The 23,841-nt window shown below is 37.7% G+C and carries 19 protein-coding genes; 2 read left to right on the forward strand and 17 right to left on the reverse strand.

What is annotated here, in order from left to right:
* Positions 1-143 precede the first annotated feature (143 nt).
* The 4 genes from dapB to DU508_RS18470 are packed head-to-tail and all read right to left on the reverse strand — an operon-like array spanning position 144 to position 3,334.
* Positions 144-878 carry a 4-hydroxy-tetrahydrodipicolinate reductase gene (gene dapB, locus DU508_RS18455; RefSeq protein ID WP_115404244.1) on the reverse strand — a complete coding sequence of 245 codons (735 nt, stop codon included), beginning with the start codon at positions 876-878 and terminating at the stop codon, positions 144-146.
* Positions 879-888: 10 nt separating this feature from the next.
* Positions 889-1,614 carry a DUF5683 domain-containing protein gene (locus DU508_RS18460; protein ID WP_115404245.1) on the reverse strand — a complete coding sequence of 242 codons (726 nt, stop codon included), beginning with the start codon at positions 1,612-1,614 and terminating at the stop codon, positions 889-891.
* Positions 1,614-2,522, reverse strand: a complete 909-nt coding sequence (locus DU508_RS18465; RefSeq protein ID WP_115404246.1) for a ParB/RepB/Spo0J family partition protein — start codon at positions 2,520-2,522, stop codon at positions 1,614-1,616. Before DU508_RS18465 ends, DU508_RS18460 begins: the two co-directional genes overlap by 1 nt.
* An 8-nt stretch (positions 2,523-2,530) precedes the next feature.
* Entirely contained in the window at positions 2,531-3,334 is an 804-nt protein-coding gene (locus DU508_RS18470) for a ParA family protein (RefSeq protein WP_115404247.1), read from the reverse strand.
* A 182-nt stretch (positions 3,335-3,516) separates the two neighbouring features.
* On the opposite strand from DU508_RS18470, the gene DU508_RS18475 reads away from it, so the two are divergent.
* On the forward strand, positions 3,517-4,038 hold the full coding sequence (locus tag DU508_RS18475; RefSeq protein ID WP_115404248.1) for an NADPH-dependent FMN reductase: 522 nt from the start codon (positions 3,517-3,519) through the stop codon (positions 4,036-4,038).
* 644 nt (positions 4,039-4,682) lie between these two features.
* Here the strand turns inward: DU508_RS18475 and DU508_RS18480 are convergent.
* Positions 4,683-5,756, reverse strand: a complete 1,074-nt coding sequence (locus tag DU508_RS18480; RefSeq protein ID WP_115404249.1) for a DUF2891 domain-containing protein — start codon at positions 5,754-5,756, stop codon at positions 4,683-4,685.
* A gap of 114 nt (positions 5,757-5,870) precedes the next feature.
* Positions 5,871-6,323 (reverse strand): substrate-binding domain-containing protein, encoded by a 453-nt coding sequence (locus tag DU508_RS18485; RefSeq protein ID WP_115404250.1) that lies wholly within the window; start codon positions 6,321-6,323, stop codon positions 5,871-5,873.
* Positions 6,324-6,369: 46 nt separating this feature from the next.
* Between DU508_RS18485 and DU508_RS18490 the strand changes: the two genes are divergently transcribed.
* On the forward strand, positions 6,370-8,004 hold the full coding sequence (locus DU508_RS18490) for an ABC transporter substrate-binding protein (protein ID WP_115404251.1): 1,635 nt from the start codon (positions 6,370-6,372) through the stop codon (positions 8,002-8,004).
* A gap of 398 nt (positions 8,005-8,402) precedes the next feature.
* On the opposite strand, the gene DU508_RS18495 is transcribed toward DU508_RS18490, so the two are convergent.
* From DU508_RS18495 to DU508_RS18550, 11 genes are all read right to left on the reverse strand, one after another.
* Complete coding sequence (locus DU508_RS18495) at positions 8,403-8,978, reverse strand: hypothetical protein (RefSeq protein WP_115404252.1); 576 nt, start codon at positions 8,976-8,978, stop codon at positions 8,403-8,405.
* A 386-nt stretch (positions 8,979-9,364) separates the two neighbouring features.
* Entirely contained in the window at positions 9,365-11,788 is a 2,424-nt protein-coding gene (locus tag DU508_RS18500; protein ID WP_115404253.1) for a TonB-dependent receptor domain-containing protein, read from the reverse strand.
* A gap of 1,738 nt (positions 11,789-13,526) precedes the next feature.
* Complete coding sequence (locus DU508_RS18510) at positions 13,527-14,255, reverse strand: acyl-CoA desaturase (protein ID WP_115404255.1); 729 nt, start codon at positions 14,253-14,255, stop codon at positions 13,527-13,529.
* 125 nt (positions 14,256-14,380) lie between these two features.
* Positions 14,381-14,878, reverse strand: a complete 498-nt coding sequence (locus DU508_RS18515) for a cupin domain-containing protein (RefSeq protein ID WP_115404256.1) — start codon at positions 14,876-14,878, stop codon at positions 14,381-14,383.
* 68 nt (positions 14,879-14,946) lie between these two features.
* Positions 14,947-15,591: a hypothetical protein gene (locus DU508_RS18520; protein WP_147273663.1), complete on the reverse strand. Its 645-nt coding sequence runs from the start codon at positions 15,589-15,591 to the stop codon at positions 14,947-14,949.
* A gap of 168 nt (positions 15,592-15,759) precedes the next feature.
* Positions 15,760-17,451, reverse strand: coding sequence for a trypsin-like peptidase domain-containing protein (locus tag DU508_RS18525; protein WP_158542207.1), 1,692 nt, complete (start codon positions 17,449-17,451; stop codon positions 15,760-15,762).
* Between the two features lie 70 nt (positions 17,452-17,521).
* Positions 17,522-18,655, reverse strand: a complete 1,134-nt coding sequence (locus DU508_RS18530) for a TlpA disulfide reductase family protein (protein ID WP_115404259.1) — start codon at positions 18,653-18,655, stop codon at positions 17,522-17,524.
* Between the two features lie 162 nt (positions 18,656-18,817).
* On the reverse strand, positions 18,818-19,960 hold the full coding sequence (locus tag DU508_RS18535) for an AhpC/TSA family protein (protein WP_115404297.1): 1,143 nt from the start codon (positions 19,958-19,960) through the stop codon (positions 18,818-18,820).
* A 116-nt stretch (positions 19,961-20,076) separates the two neighbouring features.
* On the reverse strand, positions 20,077-21,495 hold the full coding sequence (locus tag DU508_RS18540) for a PKD-like family lipoprotein (protein ID WP_158542208.1): 1,419 nt from the start codon (positions 21,493-21,495) through the stop codon (positions 20,077-20,079).
* A 10-nt stretch (positions 21,496-21,505) separates the two neighbouring features.
* The gene (locus DU508_RS18545; protein ID WP_115404261.1) at positions 21,506-22,315 is read right to left on the reverse strand and encodes a DUF4843 domain-containing protein; all 810 of its coding nucleotides are present in this window, start codon (positions 22,313-22,315) and stop codon (positions 21,506-21,508) included.
* Between the two features lie 30 nt (positions 22,316-22,345).
* Positions 22,346-23,836 carry a RagB/SusD family nutrient uptake outer membrane protein gene (locus DU508_RS18550; RefSeq protein ID WP_115404262.1) on the reverse strand — a complete coding sequence of 497 codons (1,491 nt, stop codon included), beginning with the start codon at positions 23,834-23,836 and terminating at the stop codon, positions 22,346-22,348.
* Between the last annotated feature and the right edge of the window lie 5 nt (positions 23,837-23,841).

A 23,841-nucleotide genomic window follows, 5' to 3' on the forward strand; every position in this document is an offset into this window, starting at 1 on the left:
TTTAGTCTTTTCTTTCGGTGTGAATCACATAGATTAAGTGATTCCACTGGTTTGTTTTGTATTATTACTTGCTCTTCAGATTCTGCATACTAATCTTCAGACCACCGTCTTCGGACTTCTCTTCAATTTGTTGTCTATCAGTTTTATTCAAAAATATCGGTAATGCTAAAAAAGCCTTTTTTATCTTTTACCCATTCTGCTGCTACAACTGCACCTAAAGCAAATCCTGCTCTGCTATGTGCGGTGTGTTTGATTTCAATTTCATCTACTTCACTACTATAAATTACCGTATGCGTTCCTGGTATATTTTCAATACGATGCGATTCAATAAGCAACTGTTCAGCTTTTGGAAAAAGTTCAACATCTGTTCCTACAACCTCATTCAGCCATTCCGATTTACGATCCAGGTTTTCTACAATACCTTCTGCCAAAGTAATGGCCGTTCCACTGGGTGCATCGAGCTTTTGTGTATGATGAATCTCCTCTACCTGCACTTCATAAGCAGGATAATTGTTCATCAGCTTTGCCAATGTTTGATTTAATTTAAAAAATAAATTAACACCAATGCTGAAGTTAGACCCATACAACAAAGTATTGTTACTGGTATTGCAATCATTTTTAACCTCCTGCAATTTCCCGTACCAACCAGTTGTGCCCACCACAACAGGAACATTGGCATCGAAACAGGCGTTGATATTATTCAGAACTGAATCGGGTGTGCTAAAATCAATTGCAACATCAGCCGTTTTCAAGTTCTGCCTGGTCAAATCTTGCTGATTATCAACTGATATTTTTAAAACGATTTCGTGACCACGTTCAAGGGCAAATTTCTCGATAATTTGTCCCATTTTACCATATCCTAAAAGCGCAATTTTCATGATTCAAAATTTAAAATGTTAGAGAAAGTTTTACTGCCGGCGCAGCATTAAAACTATACATGCTATTTGAATTAATCATTGTTGGAACTACCTTGAAAGATAGTTTATCATCAATATTAAAGAAGTGTAAACGAGCAGCCACATAAGCATCAACCACGTTGGCAAAATAAACCAAACCATAAGAAAAAAGCACAATTTGCTTATTTCTGCGATAGGTATCTTTTGCGGTTGTTACACCTTGTGTTGAATATCTTGCGTATGGACTATTGGGAGGAGGCTGATCATTATTGGCATTGCGATATTGAAGCTCTTCTAAAAATGCCGTATAATTTTTACTGCTTTCTATATACGACATGGTTAACACCGTAAAACCGCCATAAATAGCGCCAATTTTACCGATGGTATAAATTCGCTGGAATGTTTGGCTTTTACCAGCCCTTGTTCCATAACCATCATTCAGCAACTGCATATTATAAACCTGCCCCAGCCCGGGAAGAATTAATGATTTGATTACCGCTTTTCTGCCTGCTACCTTACCCGGGTTAACGTACCGGGTTTTCATAGAATCTTGCCGGGTCATTACTTTAGGTGGTGTTGCCGTTCCAATTGGCTTTACTACACGATTTTTTAAGGTATCAGTAGATTTTAACACCGTATCTTCAACCTGGGCTGAAGCCTGGCCTACAAGAAAAAATGTAAATAAAGAAACCAGTATTAAAAGCTTATTTAATCGCATTACCAGTCTAATAATTCTAAAATCCTGTTTAAATCATCATCACTCATAAATGGGATTTCGATTGCCCCTTTACCATTCTGACTTACTTTTAATTTCACACGGGTAGCAAATTTCGATGCCAAATCATCTTGTAACTTTTGATATTGAAAAGAAACGGCTTTAGCTTTGGGCTTATCATCCGTTTTTAAGGGTGCATGCTGTAAGTTTCGAACCAGTTCTTCAACCTTACGAACTGACAATCCTTTTTCCAAAATCTCCTGATGAATGAATAATTGTTTGTCTACGCCATCAACATTAATTAAAGCTCGGGCATGCCCCATCGTAATTCGCTGATCGCGGATGGACGCCTGAATTGCTGGCGGAAGTTTTAACAAACGTAAATAATTGGTGACGGTAGTACGATTCTTACCCACTCTTTCGCCCAACTGCTCTTGTTTTAGTCCAACTTCATCAATCATCCGTTGAAAACTCAAAGCCACTTCAATTGCATTCAGGTTTTCCCTTTGAATGTTTTCAATCAGCGCCATTTCCAACATTTGTTGGTCGTTAGCACTGCGGATGTAGGCTGGAACCTGCGTTAAACCAGCTAGTTTAGAAGCTCTGAATCTCCGTTCACCCGAAATTAACTGATATTTATTTGCAGCTAATTTTCTAACTGTGATAGGCTGTATCAAGCCTTGCACTTTAATAGAGTCTGCCAGCTCATTTAAAGCCACCTGATCAAACTCCGTTCTGGGTTGATAAGGGTTGGTTTCAACTTCTGTTAAACTTACGTGACTGATATTGCCAATCTGTTCGGTTTCGCTTACAGGATTTACATTCTGTTTCGGCGGATGAGAAGATTCACTATCATCTAAAAGCGCACTTAGCCCTCTTCCTAAACCTGTTTTTCGCTGAAAAGATGTCATCTATAAATTTATAAAGTTGCTGTATCTATGTTTTCTTCTTCCTTTAACAAGCCGTTTTTCTTTACGATTTCGCGGGCAAGATTCAGGTAATTGATAGCGCCTTTGCAATTGGCATCATGCATGATTACCGAAACACCATAGCTTGGTGCTTCACTTAAACGCGTATTACGTTGAATAATCGTATCGAAAACCAATTCATGGAAGTGAGTTCTTACTTCTTCAACCACCTGGTTTGATAAACGTAAACGAACATCATACATGGTTAATAGAATACCTTCTATTTCCAGTTCAGGGTTTAAACGATTTTGAACAATTTTAATTGTGTTTAATAATTTGCCCAAGCCTTCTAACGCGAAATACTCGCATTGAACAGGAATGATCACTGAATCTGCGGCAGTTAAAGCATTGATGGTAATTAAACCCAGTGAAGGCGAACAATCAATGATAATAAAATCGTACTGATCTTTAACCTTCTCTAAAACCGCTTTCATTTTATATTCGCGGTTATTCAGGTTAATCATTTCGATTTCAGCACCTACCAGATCAATATGTGCAGGAAGTAAATCTAAATTCGGTGTATCCGTTTTCTGAATCGCCTTATTAGGATCAATGTCATTGATGATACATTCGTAAATACTATCTTTAATATTTCGGGGATCAAAACCAATGCCTGAAGTTGAATTCGCCTGAGGATCAGCATCTACCAATAAAGTTTTGTATTCTAACACGGCTAAACTCGCAGCCAGGTTTATTGATGATGTTGTTTTACCAACACCACCTTTTTGATTTGCTAATGCAATAATTTTGCTCATCTATCTATCCGAAATTTACTTAACGTTTATTTGGGCGCTGTTTATTTATGCCTTTTAATCGACAAAAAGTTCTATTTTTGCGTTGTTTACGCCCTTTTTCTCAATCAGCTAAGATACAAACTATATGGCAATTTTAGCAATAAGGGCTCTCGGGTTTTAAACATCTTATTAACAATTTACCCATGATTACAATTATAGCTGCCACCAACAGACCCAATAGCAATACGTTAAAAGTTGCCCAATATTACAAACAACAACTTGAAATTAGAGGTGTACAATCTAACTTGTTCAGTCTGGAGCATTTACCTGCCGATGTATTAAATACAGATATGTATGGTAAACGATCTGAGGATTTTCAAAAAATTCAAGACTTAATTTCTGCCACTGATAAATTTATTTTCATCATGCCAGAATATAACGGAAGTTATCCAGGCGTTTTAAAAGTGCTGATTGATGCCTGTAATTTCCCTGATAGTTTTTATGATAAAAAAGCCGCTCTTGTTGGCGTTTCATCAGGTAAATATGGGAATATACGTGGCGTAGATCATTTTACCGGTGTTTGCCATTATATCCACTTGCATGTTTTGCCCCTGCGTTTGCACATTCCAAACATCAGAACTGAATTAGATGACAATGGAAATTTAATAAAAGAGGATACGATTAAATTTACAAATGAACAGATTGATAAGTTTGTGAAATTCTAACCAGGGACTTGTAATACGGGAGGGTGCATTTAACGTAATGGTTGCACAAACGCCTAAAAAGCTATACACGAACGGTCGTCATCCTGAACTTGTTTCAGAACCTTAATGATATGAACGCATAGCAGGAAAGATGCGACCACGATTAGCTACAAGACCTTAAATATTAACACTTGTAAAACGAGTTTCCAGCTGTACGGTAGCCTGAAACCAATTCTCATCATTGCGAACTGAAGCAGGAGCTTGCGAGGTGGTGTGAAGCAATCTTTCCAATACTGAACATTGCTACAGCAAAACAGATTACTTCGTCGTTCCTCCTCAGCAATGACGTTGCGGAGATGAGCCACTTGGAACATCTATCCCGTGGTTTGTGTCTCACAGACTATTTATTACTTCGTTATGTCGCCATAAACCGCATAGAAACCCTCGTAATTTTTGGAAATATGATAAACCTGGAATACGAAATCATTCCCCGATCCCCTATCGGTAATGATTGTGGCAATCCCCTGCCTGAAAACAGCATTATTAGCAATGAGATTGCCACAGCCAATGAAGGATTATCTTCGCAATGACGCCGCCTAAATAAGCAAAAAAGCTAAGTGTTTCGATCAAGTATGAGAATATAAACCAATAATCTGCGGCGGCAACTATTTCTCTAATGCATAAACTGCAAAAGATGCCAGCCAATGATCTCCACCATAATTGCCGGCAAACACCAAAGGCAAAGCATTAGCTAAAAACCGATCTGCTGTTACCTCAAAATGCTTTTTCCATTTATGATTTTTAGGCAGTTCTTTTGCTATTCCTTTCATACACCACGCTCTGGTAAACGATAAGCCGACCAAATGAACGCCTTGATAATCGTTAATATCACTAATTACGGGTAAATCGCTAATCCGATCGATACTTCGTTTTTCGTAGAATTTATTAAGCCACTTAACAAATTCCTGGTTAGGCAAAACTCTCCTCATTAAATCGGCAATTTCCAAACTTGGCGAAAAGAAATCCGATCCATCTGGTTCCAGATAAGCTGGTGTTGCACTGTTATCCAAATAAAAAGCTTTGGCTTTATCATCAATCAGCTTTCCGAAAGCGGTATCTTTAAAAGTTCTTGCCCAATCTAAAGCGAAAACCAAACCGAATGCAGTATTGGGATGAACGCCTGTTCTGTTAGGATAAGTTTGTTTAGGCAGGTAGGCTTTCCAAAGTTTTAAAATTTGTTGTGTTAAAGGTTGCAATGCTGCATACCATTTCTTAGCATCCGGATCATCCCAGGTATATAATTCCTGATCCAGTTTTAATAACCAGGCCCAACCATAGGTACGTTCATAAGTATTCGCAACCTGATATTTAGTGAAATATTCTGCCTCTGCTCGTATTTTTTCAGGTGTAAAGGTGTTGTTTAAAACCGCAACGATTTCAGGTTTATTCGAAAGACCCGGAACTGTTTTAAGCAACCTCAACAACATCCAATGACCGTGAACTGAACTGTGCCAATCTAAACAACCGTAAAAAGCCGGATGCAGCTCACTTGGCAACAAGCGACCATCAACTGCGGTATTCGCAACGTGAGAAGTTTTATTAGGAAATTCCTGACCAATACAACCAATTGGCATTTTAGAAAGTTTCTCAGCAACATCAGCGGTTAAGGTTGGAACCACCTGAGCATTTGACGTGAAACATAAAAATACCAGAACACAAATTATTATAAATTTCCCCATGATCGAATTGTTGGTAATTAAAAATTACTGATTGTTTAGATCTGTGAATACACAAACACAGACCCATCAATTGTTTGCTAACTGAACCCTTAAACCTTCCTGCCCTCTAACTTTTCAGGCTCCAAACCTAATCCATTTATCGCCCTCATGCCCAAAAATGAATGATCCTGGATGTAGCATCTCGGCCATATCTTCTATCAATGAAACTGCATTTTCAGCTGAGCGTTCGCGATTTACATCATCATTGAGCAGAATAATTCTATTGTTTTTAACTGCCTGCCAATCTGAATCTAAAACAGATGGGATTTCACGCATCAAATCTGTAAGTGTTTTACCAGGTTCATAATAAATAATGAATACCGCACTTAATATGTCTGATTCAACCATACCACCCGCCAATGCAATTTCTTCCGAAAGCAGGTAACTCGGATTATTGTTTACATCCAGTAAAGCCACTGGCATTTTATCCATAAACTTAATTTTATGCGCCACAATATCTAAACGTTCTTGTAAATCTTCTTGCTTTGCGGCATCCAGGCCAATAAATAAATCGTTTAAAAAAGACATCTGCATTAAATTTATTAATTTGTGCAAAAATAACATTCCTTATCGCATGCGAGGCTCATTTAAGTATATATTTTGGATTTTTTGTTGCATTATCATTATCTCCTGCAAACAAAATAGCGACCACAACGAAAAAAAAATCTTCAATATCAATCTGGATCAAGGCTTAACTTCAATGGACCCGGCTTTTGCCCGTAATCAAAATGCAATCTGGATGACCAATCAAATTTTTAATGGTTTGGTTCAGATAGATTCCTCACTGCAAACAATTCCTTGTATTGCCAGGAGCTGGCAGGTTTCTGCTGATGGATTGACTTATACTTTTAATCTTCGTAACGATGTTTACTTCCAGGATGATCCGATTTTTAAAAATGGCAAGGGCAGAAAGGTTGTTGCTGGCGATTTCTCATACTCGTTTTATCGCTTAATCGATCCGAAAGTAGCCTCATCGGGTGGCTGGATTTTTAGTGATAAAGTTAAAGATCAAAGCAGTTTCATTGCGCTGACCGACTCTACTTTCCAAATCAAACTCGTTCGCCCGTTTCCTCCTTTTATGAATTTGCTCACCACGCAATACTGCTCTGTAGTACCAAAAGAGGTTGTGGAACATTATGGAAAAGATTTTAGAAGTCATCCCGTTGGTACCGGCCCGTTTAAATTTAAGTACTGGAAAGAAGGCGAAATTTTAGTTTTACTAAAAAACGAACATTATTTCGAAAAGGATAAAAAAGGCATTCAATTGCCTTATCTTGATGCGGTAAAGGCCACATTTATTACCGATAAGCAAAGTGGCTTCATGAGTTTCTTAAAAAAAGACTTAGATTTTTATTACAACGTTGACGGAAGTTATCGCGATGATATTTTAACCAAAAGCGGCAACATGAGTTCGAAATATAAGGGAAAGTTCAGCTTAACAAAAAGCCCTTATCTATGCACTGAGTACGTTGGAATTTTAGTGGATACGAATCTCGCTATTGTCAAAAAATCGCCGTTAAAGCTCAGGAAAATCAGGCAGGCCATCAACTATGCCATTGATCGCAGTAAATTGATCAGATATTTAAGAAATGGGATTGGTATTGCCGCAACATCAGGTTTCATTCCAAAAGGAATGCCTGGCTTTGATAGTCTGGCTGTGCACGGTTATGCTTATAATCCGGCTCTATCTGCTAAATTATTAAGTGAGGCCGGATTTCCGGATGGAAAGGGGTTACCAGAAATTACCTTAAATACAACAACAACCTATAAAGATTTAATTGAATTTATTCAAGGAGAACTGACCAATGTTGGAATCAAAGTTAAAATTGATGTGAGCCCTAGCGCTAGTTTAAGAGATTTAATGTCGAAAAACAGTGTTAATTTTTTCCGTGGCTCATGGCTTGCTGATTATGCTGATGGCGAGAATTTTCTTTCCATGTTTTATTCTAAAAACAAAGTTCCGTACGGCCCTAACTATTTTGCATTTTATAACAAGGAGTTCGATAAATTATTTGAGCAAAGTTATTACGAAGTTGATGATGAAAAACGTTTTGAGCTTTATCGTAAAATGGATCAGATGGTTATGGACAATGCCCCTGTTGTTCCATTATTCTATGATCAATCGGTAGTGATGTTGCAAAATAACATTAGCGGATATGCTTTTAATGCATTAAGCTTAATGATCCTTAAGAATATTAAGAAGGATTAGTTTTCAGTTGGCAATTGGCAATTGGCAGTTATCAGTTGGCAGTTATCAGTTGGCAGTTGGCAGTTGGCAGTTTAAGTGCAAATATCAAGAATTATTTAGTGCTGGGCCTCATTTCGTTTTGAACTTGCACAGGAAAGACGACGTTGATATGGCGTTTTGTCATTTCCAGCTTGATTGGAAATTAAAGCACTGGATAAATTTTCCATGATTCTTTTAAAGACCCGTCTGTGCTAATCATATTGATACATATTAAGGATTCTGTGTCACATCCCATTAATTGGATATCTTCTAATTTGTTTTTCAATAGAGAAAGCTTTAAGATTATCTTCGATGAGCAATGGGACGAAAGGAAGGGATACGAGAGATTAACTTGCCTCATAATCATTAATAGATTATAATTATTGTATTGTTAACACAACTCGATACATTATACCCTTTTCAGTATTCTCCTTATTATGTTTTAAAGTCAACCCATTTTTTTTCAGAGTAAACACTTCATAACCTGAAAGATCAGGTTCATTTTCATCAGACTCTTTGAAACCTTCATTTTTAGCATCCTTAATAACTCTCAAATACGTATTTAAATTATAAGTTTTAAATGTTATAGTTTTATATTTTTGATTAGAATCTGGAATGAAATCTTTGGGATATTCTAAGGAATCTTTTTTGACTTTAAAAGGAATACCAAATTCATCAAAACTGCTTAGATCAATTAGGTCTCTTTTATCTTTTACAATATATGAATCTAACGTATCTGTATTATATTCATTAGAAACATGAGTACTTTTTAAATAATAAATCCTGCCACTCTCGTTTGCACCAACCCATTTATAACCTAACTTATCAAAATAATCATCATACTCACTAGGTTTTAGCTCGTGACCAACATATTCCATTATTGAAGTATTTGTTGGACGTTTCTTACATGAATAAATTAAAACAGTTAGAAATAAAAGAATGTAATTAAATTTCATTTGAAATATTTTAAATTAAAGTTAAAGATATATGACTAAAAGAATTAATAAATATAATATTTCTCCCGTATCCAACGTGATCAACATATACAAATCTACAATTAGTCTCTTCGTGGTTTAAATACTTAAATTATATATTTTTTTTATCATCATATCAGTCCTTCAGACATAAAACACCACAGAATGATGGATTATCATAAAAAATGATTGGTAAACTGTTATCAAATATTGAAAGGAAGACATTGCACAATTCTCGAGCCCACATTAACTTAATGACATTGGGTTCCACCTTCGCGGAAATAATGTTGAGCAGAAAACAGAAAATCTTAAACACAAAAAATCCCCGGTTTGCACCGGGGACCTTAAATTTATATTGATTGGGTTTTTTACTGTTGTACGCCGCCCATACCACCTTGTTGCTGATCTTGCTTAACATCGTCATTTTTGATTTTTTTCTTCTCCGTAAATTTCAGTTTACCGAAACTATAGCTGAAGTTAACACCGAAAGAGCGCAACGGGTAATAGACATTTTGACTTTGATAAACTGATCCGGAGGCGTTTACCGAATTATTTACGGTTTGAATATGAAGATCTTTTGTAAATGGATTTAAACAGTTTACACCGATAGATCCTTTTTTATTCAAGACATCTTTTTTAAATGATGCTCCATAAAAAATCATAGCATCGGTTTTACCCTGATAAGTTCTTCTGGGCGAGTTCACTACACCAAATAATTCGAAATTATAACCTTTACCAAAACCATATGCGGAACGGGCAAAAATGTTATAATTTAAATATGTTCCTGTACTTAAATTGCTTGCATTGTTAAAAACTTCATAAGTATTTAGTCCCAAATTACTCATTAAAGTCCATTTTGGTTTAGGGTTATATGAACCAAAAACATTGAAACCATAAGTTTGGCCGGTACCCACATTAATATAAGTGGTTAATGGAGTATTCCCACTGGTTGTAGTTAGAGAACTTTCGATAATCCCTCCCGTACGCCTGTAAAACACCGATGCGTTTATTACCGAACCTTTAATAAAAGTGCTATAACCCAGTTCTAAATTATCGCTAAGTTCCGGATTTAAATAAGGATTTCCTTGCATTAGGTTAATTGGATTACTGTCGTTTAAGAAAGGGTTTAAGTAATTTTGTCCAGGTCTTTGTAAACGACGGTTGTAGCTTAGTTTTAAGGTTGCATTTCCCTTTAAGGTTCTTGATAAAATTGCGCTGGGAAACAAGTTTAAATAGTCATTTTTTTGGATTCCGTTAGCCTGGGTGTTAAAGTTTATTGTGGTGTATTCCATTCTTAAACCACCTTTAAACTTAAGTTTTTTGGTCAAATTAAAACTCATCACACCATAGGCTGCTGCAACGTCTTGATTATAATCAAAATCCTGTGATGAAACATCGAACTGGCTTTTAATCTTACGGAAAATTCCTTTTGCACCAATTTCTAAAATTGAAGATTTGCTAAATGGATAAGTATAATCTGTTTGAATGGTATATTCATTATTTTTACTGGTATTATTTCTTATCGTGGTATTACCTACGGTGGCTCCTTCAGGAATTAGCGTATTGCTAAAGCTTTGTGGCGTACGTCCGGTTGATAACTGTGCTGAAAGAGAAAATTCCTCCCCTTCTTTTTTAGATGTTTTTTTGTAGTCGATATTCCAATCCATATTATTAAAGGACATGTCCATATCGCTAATGTTTCTTTGAACAATGTTATTGAAAACAAAAGCCGATTCGCCCGGGCCACCATTCGAAAAACTGTTAAACTTTACATTTGAGCTAATGTTATTGTAGGCATTAAAATCATAATCAACACCTAAACTTCCATTTAAGCCTTCTCTGCTCCATTTAGAATACCCATCTTGTGAGATATTGTTAAAACCACCATTGTTAAGTTGTGTATTATTCACAATAACTACTCTCGAATTTTGCGCGTAAGCAAAATTACCTCCTAAGGCAGTATTCAAGCTCAAACGGCCTGTTTTAGCCGTTAAATTAAATGCGCCATTATTCTGGCGTGTACCGACTGAAGTATTTACTGTTCCACTTACGCCCTGTGCATTTGATTTTTTGGTTATGATATTAATGATACCACCTGAACCTTCTGCATCATATTTTGCTGATGGACTTGTAATTACCTCAACACTTTTAATCTGTTCAGCAGGAATCATTTTCAAAGCATCGGAAACGCTGCTGGCCATTGTTCCTGAAGGTTTACCGTTGATTAGAACCCTAACCGCACCACCACGTAACTGAACATTTCCGTCTACATCTACAGAAAGCATTGGCACTTTGCGCATCACATCTGTGGCATCGCCACCAGCATTTGTTCCATCTGCTTCAGCATTGTAAACCATTCTGTCAATTTTATTTTCGATGACTGCTTTTGTTCCCTGAACCTGAACATCGGCTAATGTATTTTCAGATGATGAAATGTAAATATTACCTAAATTATTATCAGGCTTTGAAGGTGTAGTGGTTACCAAAACAGATTTGGTTTTATACCCCATAAAACCAATCATTAACTTATATGAGTTTGGAGAAACATTTTGTAATGAGATTTTCCCCTTCGGGTCGGTTACTCCTCCGTTCACTGATTTATTATCCTTAACATTAATTAATGATATTGTTGCATAATCTATAGGTTGTTTTGTAATGGAATCTAAAATGACAGCTGAGATTCGTCCTGTAACTGTAGATTTTTGAGCACCTCCACCAAAGCCAGCAGGAAACTGCGCCTGAGCTTTAAAGAATATTCCAAAGATGAAGGTTAAGAGTAGAATTTGTTTCATGTTAATTTGTTAGTCTTTGTTATTTAGTCTGCGCAAGTTGCAATTTGTTACAATGTTATAAACTACTTTTTGCGCGACTGCGTTAATTTGGTCGGCAAAGTTGCAACTTTTATCGGTAAAAGAATAATGAAAATGAATGAGTTAAATAACTCCGCTTGCAAAGAGGGAACGATGAAGCAAGCTATTTTGACATTACTGATCCAATTTACAGGAGTTAAAGAGTGTTTCACTCCGATGCAAAACCTTTCCTTCAGTTCGACGAAAATGGTTTCAGACTATTGTTCTGCTGAACTCTTTTTACAATAGTGAGTATTAATTTTAATCTGCCTTGTAGCTAATCGTGGCCAGCATCTTTCCTGTATGCGTTCATACTATTAAGCCCTGAAATAAATTTACTTCGTAGCTTTCCGCTTCGCTACAGGTCAGGATGATGAGCGTTTATGTATGGCGTTAGGCGCCCCCAACCAGCCACCACGTCATGCTGACCTGTAGCGAAGCGGAAAGCTACGAAGTAAATTTATTTCAGCATCTTTCCCGCCCTGGACTCATGCATTAAGGCCCTGAAATAAACGGCGCAGCCCCCTTGAATACCAATAAAAACTTACAAACAAATAAAAAATTAAGGATGACGACCGTTTATGTATGGCGTTAGGCGCCCCCAACCAGCCACCACGTCATGCTGACCTGTAGCGAAGCGGAAAGCTACGAAGTAAATTTATTTCAGCATCTTTCCCGCTATGGGCCCATGCCATTAAGGCCCTGAAATAAACGGCGCAGCCCTCTTGAATACCAATAAAAACTTAAAAACAAATGAAAAATTAAGGATGATGATCGTTCATGTATGGCGTTAGGCGCCCCCAACCAGCCACCACGTCATGCTGACCTGTAGCGAAGCGGAAAGCTACGAAGTAAATTTATTTCAGCATCTTTCCCGCTATGGGCTCATGCCATTAAGGTCCTGAAATAAACTGCGCAGCCCTCTTGAATACCAATAAAAACTTAAAAACAAATGAAAAATTCTGGATGATGATCGTTCATGTATGGCGTTAGGCGCCCCAAACCAGCCATCACGTCATGCTGACCTGTAGCGAAGCGGAAAGCTACGAAGTAAATTTATTTCAGCATCTTTCCCGCTATGGGCTCATGCCATTAAGGTCCTGAAATAAACGGCGCAGCCCTCTTGAATACCAATAAAAACTTAAAAACAAATGAAAAATCAAGGATGATGAGCGTTTATGTATGGCGTTAGGCGCCCCGACCAGCCACCACGCCATGCTGACCTGTAGCGAAGCGGAAAGCTACGAAGTAAATTTATTTCAGCATCTTTCCCGCTATGGGCTCATGCCATTAAGGTCATGAAATAAACGGCGCAGCCCTCTTGAATACCAATAAAAACTTAAAAGCAAATGAAAAATTCAGGATGACGACCGTTCACATGCATGGGGTTTTATGCACTATGCTTAACCGCCACGTTCTTGCCTAAATTTAGCATAAAAAAGGAAATGTGATCATTTTGCCTAAATCGGTCGTCATTGCGAAGCCAATCCTTCATTGGCTGTGGCAATCTCATTGCTAATAAGGAATTGCTACAATCATTACCGATGAAGGATCGGAGAATAATTGCGCCATGACAAGAGGCCAACTTAATGTTTCTTAATATTAATTAAAACATTGATTTAAGTTCATCCAATCATGGGATCAACATCCCCAAACAATGAAATCATTCCTTAAAAAGAAATTAAACCTTTCTAATCTTGATAATCCTTACCCAGTGCAAAACTTTCATAACCGGATATGTTGGATCAAACTCCCACCATTTAGTGGCAAAATTCGGGCTGTTTGGTTTTTTATGATGATTGTTTTGAAACAATTCACCCATCAACAGGAAATCCCATGGAAGGGAATTCTTACTGTGATCATCATTATCATGATTGGAGTAACCATATTTATGTCCGCACCAGTTAACAATTGCACCATGCAATGGTCCCATTAAAAAGTGAATTGGCAATAAAAGATACATCCACCAGTAATTTGCAAAAGCAATATAAAATCCGATATAAAATAATCCGCAACCTATTCTCCAAAACCATGAGTCGCCGATTTTATCAATCAATGGCCATTCAGGATAATTCCCTCTGAATGCAGGTTCTGGTTCGATTTTAAAATGAAGATAATTCATATACATGTTTTTCGTTGCAATCATCATCCCAAAAACATCCTTAAAAAAATGAGGTGAATGAGGGTCTTTTTCAGTATCACTGTAAGCATGGTGCATGCGGTGTAAGATTGCATAAGCCCTTGGGTTTAAAAATGATGAACCTTGTGAAATCAGCAACACCAGATAGAAAAATTTCTCCCAAAAAGGTTCCATTTTAAACATTTTGTGTGATGAATAACGGTGGAGAAAAAAGGTTTGGCTGAATAAGGACAAAAACCAATGGCAAAGAAAAAAAATGAAAATGATCATGTAAGAAATATATACTTTATAAACGTAATTAAGCTACGTTTAGTTTTGACGGATAGAAACCGGCTAATTGGGAATGTTAGAATAAGAAGATTCCTGTTCATCAAAACAGGAATCAAGAAATATTATTATCTGCCGAAATCGTCTTGAACTCTTACGATATCGCTTTCATCTGATGGATTGGAAGCATCTGTATGTTGCCAGATTTCTGCAACAACACCCCAATCATCCAAACCGATTAAACGGTGGCGTTCTCCTTGTTGTAATTTGATCTGATCTTTTGGTTCATATTTTTTCAATTCACCTTCCTCATCAGTTTCGCTGGTTTTAATACCAACAGTTCCGGTAACCACTTGCCAAATTTCGGCTCTGCGATGATGGTATTGCCAGGAAAGACGAGTATTTGGGGCAACAATTAAAATCTTAGGGCTTAATTTGCCACCAATTTTTAAGCTTTCAACATCTAATCCATCAAAATAAGTATCGGCAAATTGCTGAGCCTGTGCCTCATCAATAACAAAGAAACCACCCCAAGGACGAGTTTCATCGCGGTTTACTACATTAAAACCTTCAATTTTTAAACGTTGTGCAACGCTATCGAATATTTCTTTTTTGTCGTTTTCCATAATTGCCGTAAAAATAATGCTTTGAAATTAAAAAAACCCTTTCAGGCTTTTTATTTTTTTTCGGTTGATTATTTTATATCATTTATGGTTAAATCCAGTTCATTTTCTTTGTTATGGTTAACACTTACATCAGGAATATTAATTTGAGCCATTGCCATTTCAATAGTTATAGAAGCATTTGGTTTTCTGGCTTTTGCGGCAATGTTAGCGGTTATTGAAGATAATTGTTTAAGTGCAGAAAAATACTGACGATCAATGGCTTTAATATATTGCAGATCTCGATTTTCTCTATTGTATTCTGCATTCACACTTTCTGAACAATCTTTTTGGATGCGATCTAATAAGGTTATTCTCTCTGTTATCGCGGTCAAAGCCGCTTTGGAAAGCTGAACACCTTTAATCTCTACAATTTGCCCGTTATTAAATAGATAATCATGACCATCAAAGGTTATAACCGACTGGTTTCCTTTAAGAATAAACCTTGTTTGGGGCAACTGAGCAATACGGTTTGAGTGTCTGATTAGATTCTTATTAAAAAGATAACGCTCTTTAAACAATACTTCAATTATTTGGTTACCATCAATCTTTTCATTGATGGCAAATTCCTGATGATTAAAATTATCAATCGAACCCTGTGCTAAGGCATTGTAAGTGATGCAGGTTGTGAGCGTGATCAAAATAATTACGATTGAATAATAGATGTTTCTCATCATGAATGAATAAACATCAAAATTAAGTTTATACTTTTTGGCTGATGTAAAATTTGCTGCACAATCGGGTTTACAATTTTACGCGTAGAAGTTGTAAAATTTTAAGCAACTGATTGTTTTGCTGACCTTAATAGAAATATATAAAACAACTTCATCACTATTTTTTGTCTTTTATTCAGGTTGCCCTGTGTAATCAAGCAACTTTATGAGCGATTTGATAAGAACAGTTTTAGGAATGGTTATAGTAGCAGTCCTGCTGAACCTTGCAATATTCATCCCATAAAAACCGCCTTCCCAATCAAAAACCGGTGAACCACATGCATCGGCCTTAATGGCAGCATCGTGGGCAAAAACAGTATTAAAACCATCTCTCCGTTCTGATTTTCCACCCTGAAATTTCTCTGCAGGATGATTAAAAGCCGGCTGTACCCGTCCGTCGAGCCTAAAAGATTTGTCCATTTTACCGGCAGGATTTGTCCATTCAAAACTGACTTCATCGCCTGCCCAATACTTCATTATTTCAGGCGCAAACTCACTTGCTTTTTCGATACGTTTTCCATTGATACTGATCAGTTCATCGCCAACTTTAATACCTGCTTTTTCAGCCGGACTTCCCTCTTTAATTAATGAAAACTGAACAGGGCTGGAGTTGTAAACCACCATTGCACCTAAATAGGGCTGACTGCTGATTTTAGGTAAACTAAATACCGCACTAGATAAAACGCTGCGAACCTGCTTACCGTCATGCGAAACGGTACATAAAAACCTTCCCATTTCTATTTTAGCTGTATCACCGGCAGAGAAATCTAAATTAATGCCTCCTGGTTGTTTCTCCATGGCCTCAAACAAAACCAGGTCGTTATCCTGATCTCTTCCCACCAGCTTGAGCGGAACAACCGATCCATTGTTATAACATTGTACGTTTTCACCAACCATGGTGTCCTTACTAAACAAAAACTGTTTTTTATTCCCGGCAGCCGTTTTGACGTTCAGTAAAGTTGCTTCTATTTCCTGAGTTTTCCCTTTTATAATACTTTTGATCAAAAGGCAGCTGCTTTTAATATCGGGCACATCAAAATCCGGATGCAAAGCTTTTTGTTTGTTTTTTTTTTGGATTACCGGCAGCAAAGGATCCACTTCAACAATATCCATTTTTTCTGGAAAAGCTGTATAAAGCGTTTCGCTGTTTAAGGCTGTCCAATAGCGACGGTAAAGATCAACAGGAATTTCAAAATTCATTTCTTCTGAAACATCAATGGCACTATGTAATCCAATAACACGACCGTAATAATCAAACAATGGGCCACCGGAATCGCCAGGCTCCATTTTGCAGGTTGAGCGGATAAAACCATATTCGTTTTTTACCTCAGCCACATTGCCCAATCTTAAAGTTGGCAAAGTTTGATTTAAGCTTTCCGGATAGGAAATGCTAATGCAAGGTTCATTTTTAATCAAACTGGCAGAGTAACCCATCTCTGCAAAAGGCCAGGTTCCGCTATCGGTAATTTTCATCATACCCACATCTGGAATACCTGGGGTTTCTCTGTTTTCTATTTTACCCAAAGCCATCGCAATACATTCGCGCCCATCAGGGAAAAACACCTTATAATTTTTACCCGGTTGAATCGTGTGTGCAGCCGTGAGGATATATCCATCTGCACTAACCACTACCCCACTAAACTGGCCACTGGTTCTTTGGTTCTGCTGCACATCAAAGCCCCAGATACGGACACTTGCCGGATAAGCTTTTTTAACGGCTGCTGAAACGATGGTTTCTATCTTTCTTATTACCTTATCTTGTGCGAAGACTTTTGAACAAAGGAATGCCAGGATCAAAATGGTCAGCCTAAAATATCTATTCATGTTTATTGGAATCATGTAAAAAAGACATGCCGGTTAAAACCGACATGCCAGGAGTTAGGTAGATGTGACGTTAATTATTAAAGATCTCTGCTAGTTTTTTGTTCAATGGCTCGCCTCTTAATCCATTTGCGATGATTTTCCCGTCCGTATCAACTAAAAAGCTTGCCGGAACAGCCCTTACACCATATAAACGACCTACCTCGTTGTTCCAACCTTTTAAATCAGATATATGGATCCAGTCCAAACCATCTTTTTCAATTGCTTCCAGCCAACGCTCTTTAACATTATCTAATGAAACAGAAATAATTTCGAAGCCTTTATCTTTATAAGTTTCATACTGCTTTACAAGATTTGGATTTTCTGCCCTGCATGGTCCGCACCAGCTTGCCCAAAATTCAACCAGTACAACTTTTCCCTTTAAACCGGCTAATGAAACTGGCTTACCTACCACGTTGTTCTGGGTAAAAAGTGGTGCTACATTTCCAACAGCAGTAATTTCACTTGCAGCAATGCGCTGCGCCAGTTCTTTACCCATGTCGGTTTCGCGGTACGCTTTGTTCAAAGCATTAAAAAGGGGTTGAACTTTGGCTACATCTACCTTACTTCCGGCTGCTTCTGATAGTGCCACCAGCGCGAAGTAAGAAGTTGGGTGTTCTTTTGCAAATTGAAACTGCTTATCTGTTCTGTTCTGGATGTTTTTCCGGTATCTTGTATCTACTGCTTTTATGTAAGCGGTATCTTTTTGCTGTTCTGGTGTACCACGATTAAAATCGATATTAACCGCCTTGGTCAGGGCCATAATGGTACCTCCTATAGCTTTATTATAGGCATCATATTCCTGATAAACTTTTGAGCCACTGAAAACAGCATTTTCTAAGGAATCTTTTGAAGTGATGTTAATTTGCTCCTTACCAAAATAAAAATAAATCACATCTCCGGTATAAACCGCCTTACCTTTACCGCCACCAGTATGATCAAGTGCCATACGGGCATAGGCATTGCCGGAAATATGCCCGGCAAACTTAAAACTTCCATTAACAAGGGCTACAGAATCTTCGTGACTCACACCATTATCCATGTAATCGATATAAGCCATTGCCGGAGTGCCCAGTGTGCCTATTTTACCTGTTAAACTAAAATTTGGAGCCTGTGCCAAAGCTAAAAACGGCAACAATACAATAAGGATTAAAAATCTAATTTTCATCTATAAAAAGTTTATAATTGACTACTCAAAGTCAACAATTAATATTTCTGTTAATGTTAAAAAGCACTGGGTTTGCAAATTTCAACTTCAAACGCCATGCTTGTGCTGAGCTGAACAACAACGGGTTTTATGATGTAGGCTTTATTTAACGTATTTTCTCAGTTAATTTAGCAGTTCGGCCAGCTTTTTATTTAAAACCTCACCCATCAGGTGCGAGCCTATTATTTTACCCTCAGGGCTTATCAGAAAATTTGCGGGCACGCCTGATATGCCATACACTTTACGTGCTTCATTGTCCCATCCTTTAAGATCGGAAATCTGAGTCCATGTTAATCCATCCTTTTTAATAGCATCTACCCATTTGGCCTTATCTCCATCAACTGAAACGCCGAGTATTTCAAAACCCTTATCTTTATAAGCTGCATATTGTTTCAAAAGATTAGGGCTCTCGGCGCGGCATGGCGAACACCAGCTTGCCCAAAACTCTATCAACACATACTTCCCTTTAAAATCTGAAAGAGAAACCGGTTTACCATTGACATCATTTTGGGTAAAATTAGGAGCAGCAGCACCCAATGCTGTTACGGTATGGGCATTTAAAAGCTTATAAAGTCCTTGTCCTCCATAAGATAAGCGTAGTTTTTCACTCAGATTGTTGAATATGGGTAATGCGATGTCAGATTTTGTGGAATAGCCACTTACCAGCTCTGATAAACTCTGCAATGCGAAATAAGAGTTTGGATTAGTTTTCGCAAATTCCAGCATTTTTTCGCCTCTCGATTTTCTGAAAGCCTGTACCTGCTTGTCGAGTGCTTTAAAATAAAGTGTATCATTCTGCTGTTCTGGTGTGGCCCTGTTTATGGTCACATTGGCGTTATGGTGCACTGTCATTACAGTTGGTCCCACCAGTTTTTCAAAAGCTTTCATTTCATTGTAAACCTTAGAACCTGTCCATTTTGCATTGTATAAGGAATCTGCAGAGTTGATCCGGATGTTTTCAGGACCAAAATTGACATAAATAACATCACCCAATCCTTTAGTGCCATAAATTTCCTTGTCACGAATACCTTCTCTCGATAAGGTGATGCGTGAGGAGGCATAGCCGGTAATATTACCGCTGAATTTAAATGCACCATTTACCAGTTCACATGAATCGGAACCGCCTTTACCTTCTGAAGTATAGTCTAAATAGATCTTGGCGGGTTTGTTTAAGTTCCCAATTTTACCTGTTATGGTAAAATTGGGGGTTTGTGCCGCTACGATGACAGGAGCCAGTGCAGCGAAGATTAAAAGCTTTATTTTCATTTGTTTATTTTTCATTTTCTCCATAATCAAATGGAGCTTACCATGGTTAAATAATTATTTCGGTGTTTAATAATTAACTTCATCATGGATGGTTCATATTGTTATTTTAGTTTAACTTATCTGATGGCTATATCTACAGGAACGCCCGGAATTCCTTCAATCTTCTTAATTAGTATACCATTCATTCCGGTAGTTATATTTAGAAATGAAACAGTTTCTTCTGTTCCTACCATCAGCGTTTCTTCATTTTCGGTAAGTTTTAACATGGTAATCGTTTTTCCGCTAAAGCTAGTGGCCAATTCTCTCAGTTCTTCATTTACAGGGTTGTATCGATAAACCCTACTGCCATTGGCAATATAGATTACCCCATTTTTAGCACCGCGCCATTTTGTATTTTCATTAATTAACTCCTGGCGCACAAAAGAACGTTTATGTTGAGGTGTAAAGGTAAATGGGCCGTTAAACTCAACATTGAACTTTAATTCATAAATCTTACCATCGGTTCCTTTACAATAGGCAAAACAATCTGCATTATTAAGTTGCTCCAAATGAACAAGGTCCATACCTACATTTATAGGATCGAAAGCATTTGTTGTGGTAACTGAGTACTGGGTACCAAAATAAACAGGAGCTCCGTAAAGATTAATTCGGACAAATTGCTTTCTGTTTCGGTCGAAACCAATAAAATAAGTAGCCGATTGTGTAAAGGCCATCACAAAAGACGGAGCCAGTTCATAGTCACCCTCAGCAGGTAAACCAAACATTCCATAAGTAGCAGCCTGATCCCAGGTACTTGTTGTTCCGCCATAAAATTTACCATTTACAACCCCCATCATTACCCCCTGGGGATGAGAGATAAGTGAACCAACTTCAAGATCATTTGGCTGCGTAAAGAAGTTTTCTTTTAGTGTATTTGGATATTTTGGATCTTCCTGCATGGTATTTGGTTCCAGCCTGATTCCGCCATTTTTTGTAATAATCCAATAGCCCAATAACGTACCGCCCGTAAATGTATTCTTAAGCAAAAATAAATTTGTGGGGTTTGCAGGCAAATCTTTCCCCTGCATTACCCTGTACAAACGTGCTTGCACACTACCATCTGGTTTTACAAATGAAAACTGTGTTATTCCATTTTCAACGCTTAACACCGTTGTTCCGCTGGCAAATTCGGTTCCGCCGTCTATATAAAATTTATGGAAATATTTCATTCCATTCGCTTTGTTGAAAACCGTAAGACGGGCAGCGTATCTTTTAGCCTGCAAACCGAATATGATCCTTAAAGCGGGTCCGGTATATAGAACGTCATTGCCTTCTATTACACTGATTCTCCATTGAAGTTCTATATTTGCAGCATCGGCACCTTCTATTTTTGGTTTGATGATCAAACTATCGCCCACGCTTGCAGTGTACACGGAATCGAGATTAGACAATTTAGGCTCAATGGGCAGATTGATGTCATAATTGCCCAGATCTTTATGGCATGCAGCGAGAGAAACCACACCAACTATTAACAAGATTAATTTTTTAATATTCATGTTTCTATATTTAAATGACCTCATTGCCGTTTTCATCTATAAAATAATATTTACCATTCTGTATGTTTTTTCTCAGAAGCGTTTTTTTCGCCGGATTACTTTTATTGTAGAAATAATAGCTATCGGTATTGCCCGCGGTTACCTCTTCAATCACATACCCTTTTGCTACATTTTGAGTTACCCAATTAAATGGATTGTTTAGCATAGTGGTTAATAAACCCACATAGTAAAGGTTTTTTGGTGCATCCAGTCCGTCGGTAGTCAGAGAGGTCTGTCCGGTTACCAGAAGAAACAACTCGTGCTTGGTTCTCGAATAAGGAGGAAGAGGCCAGGTATCCCACCAATCTGGTTTTTCCAGTTTGGAGGAGAATACCACTTTCGCCCTGATCATATAAGGGATTTCGATACCCAGATCTGGTGTGCCGGTTAATTTGATCAGGATCGAAACCGACCGGTTTTCAAGTTCCTTATCCTTGTTATAAATGACCACCGGAATGTATCCTATTCCTCTATTTGGAAGGATTGAATATTGAGCTTTCAAAGCTTCATAATGAACTCCGGGAGTGGCGGTAGAAGAATCAGTGTCTACCCGTGCACTAAATTTCCGCTCTGCATCGGTTCTGATTCCGGATAAACGTACCGGTAGCCATACGGTATCCTGAGCCAGTGTAGGATTATAGGCAAAGGTTCTTACTATACTGTCTTTATCAGCATTATAAATATCGAAATAGACATTAGCACTGTGATCAAAACGCATTTCTTCTGCTTTCTTGCAGGAAACAAGACAGATGATTGCGAATATTAATATATATACTTTCATAATTTACTATTAATAGGATTTCAAATTGTTTTATCTGCCACCATAAACAATCTCATCGTTAGGAAGAGGAAGTACAAAAATGTTATCGGAAGCAGGAATGATTACACCGGTTTGTCCTACGATGCCTCTGTTAAGCCGTTTGTACATATAGAACAATTGTCCTTCTGCCAACCATTCCTTACGTGCATCTTTAAGCAGTTCTTTTAATAAATCTTCTTCGTTATTTATGGTCAAAGGATCGCCTATCTGTCTCGCTTCACGAACCTGTTTAAGATAATTGACTGCATCAGCAGGATTGGTTGCATATGTACACTCGGCAGCGATGTAATACATCTCACTAAGCCTGATTGCAGGGGCCATCAGATAATGTAGATTTGCATTTGCCTCAGTGCTTAAGGGATTTCTGCGGTATTTAACAATGTCATAAGATCTCGATGATTGGTTGGAGGTAGCGGATAACCAGTATTTATAACGAGAATCACTTGCTCCGGCTGTTGCCTTTTCATAAATATAATCAGCGGCATCCTCAATCAAATAAAAACCTCTGGTACCACTTTGAAACCAATTTTCTTTGATGTCTTTTGCAGCTCCCGGTATGTACCATCCAAAAACAAGTTCTTTATAAAGGATACGGTCTTTTTTGGAATCTTCAAATGCCTCAAAATCACTTTTTGCAGTCCAGGGGAATTTTTTTGAGTCGATTACTTCTTTAGCATTAAATAAGGCTTTAACCTTATCATTTTTATAAAGGTAAACTCTGGCAAGCGTTCCGCATACAGCATAATAATTCAGGCGATGCCTTCTGTTCTGCAAAAAAAGACTTGGGCTCTTCTGTTCTGTATTTTTCAGCGTATCGGTAACTAAGGGATAGTTTACAATATAACCGGCACTTCGAATCGGATCGACAACTAATAGTTGTTTTGCTTCTTCCAAATCTTTGACGATCAGATCGATGGTTTCTGACACTGTAGAAAGAGGCGTAACATCCTTGGTGTATTTGTTTGCATAGGGAATTCCTTTGGCAGAGGGATTTCTCAAATAAGAAGGAGCAAAAAGGCGCAACAGGTCGAAATGTAAATACGCCCTTAATGCAAGTGCTTCTCCTTTAATGATGGCGTAATTGGAACCGCTAAAAATGTTCTTTTTTGCATCCACATTCTCCAGGATCAGATTACAGTTTACAATTCCGTTATATAAGCCAGCCCATATTTTATCCTTACGTTTGATAAACTCTCCATGTTTATAATTGTACAGTGAGGTTTGCCTGTAATCCTGTCCGTCTTCACGCATAGAAAAGTTTTGGGCCAGTACTTCTGTTGTACCAAATGTAAGTTCTTTACCATACAGATCTGATTCTGTACTGCGGTTATATACTCCATTTATTGCCTCCATAAAGCCATTTTCGGTACTGAATAAAATTGGAGCGGCTATTTCTGATTCCGGCTCAACTTCCAGCCATTTCTTGCAGGAGCTAAATAGTCCTGTTACTAAGATGAGGCAGATTAACAATCTAATATTCATGTTTT

The organism is Pedobacter chinensis, assembly GCF_003339865.1.
Taxonomy (GTDB): Bacteria; Bacteroidota; Bacteroidia; order Sphingobacteriales; family Sphingobacteriaceae; genus Pedobacter; species Pedobacter chinensis.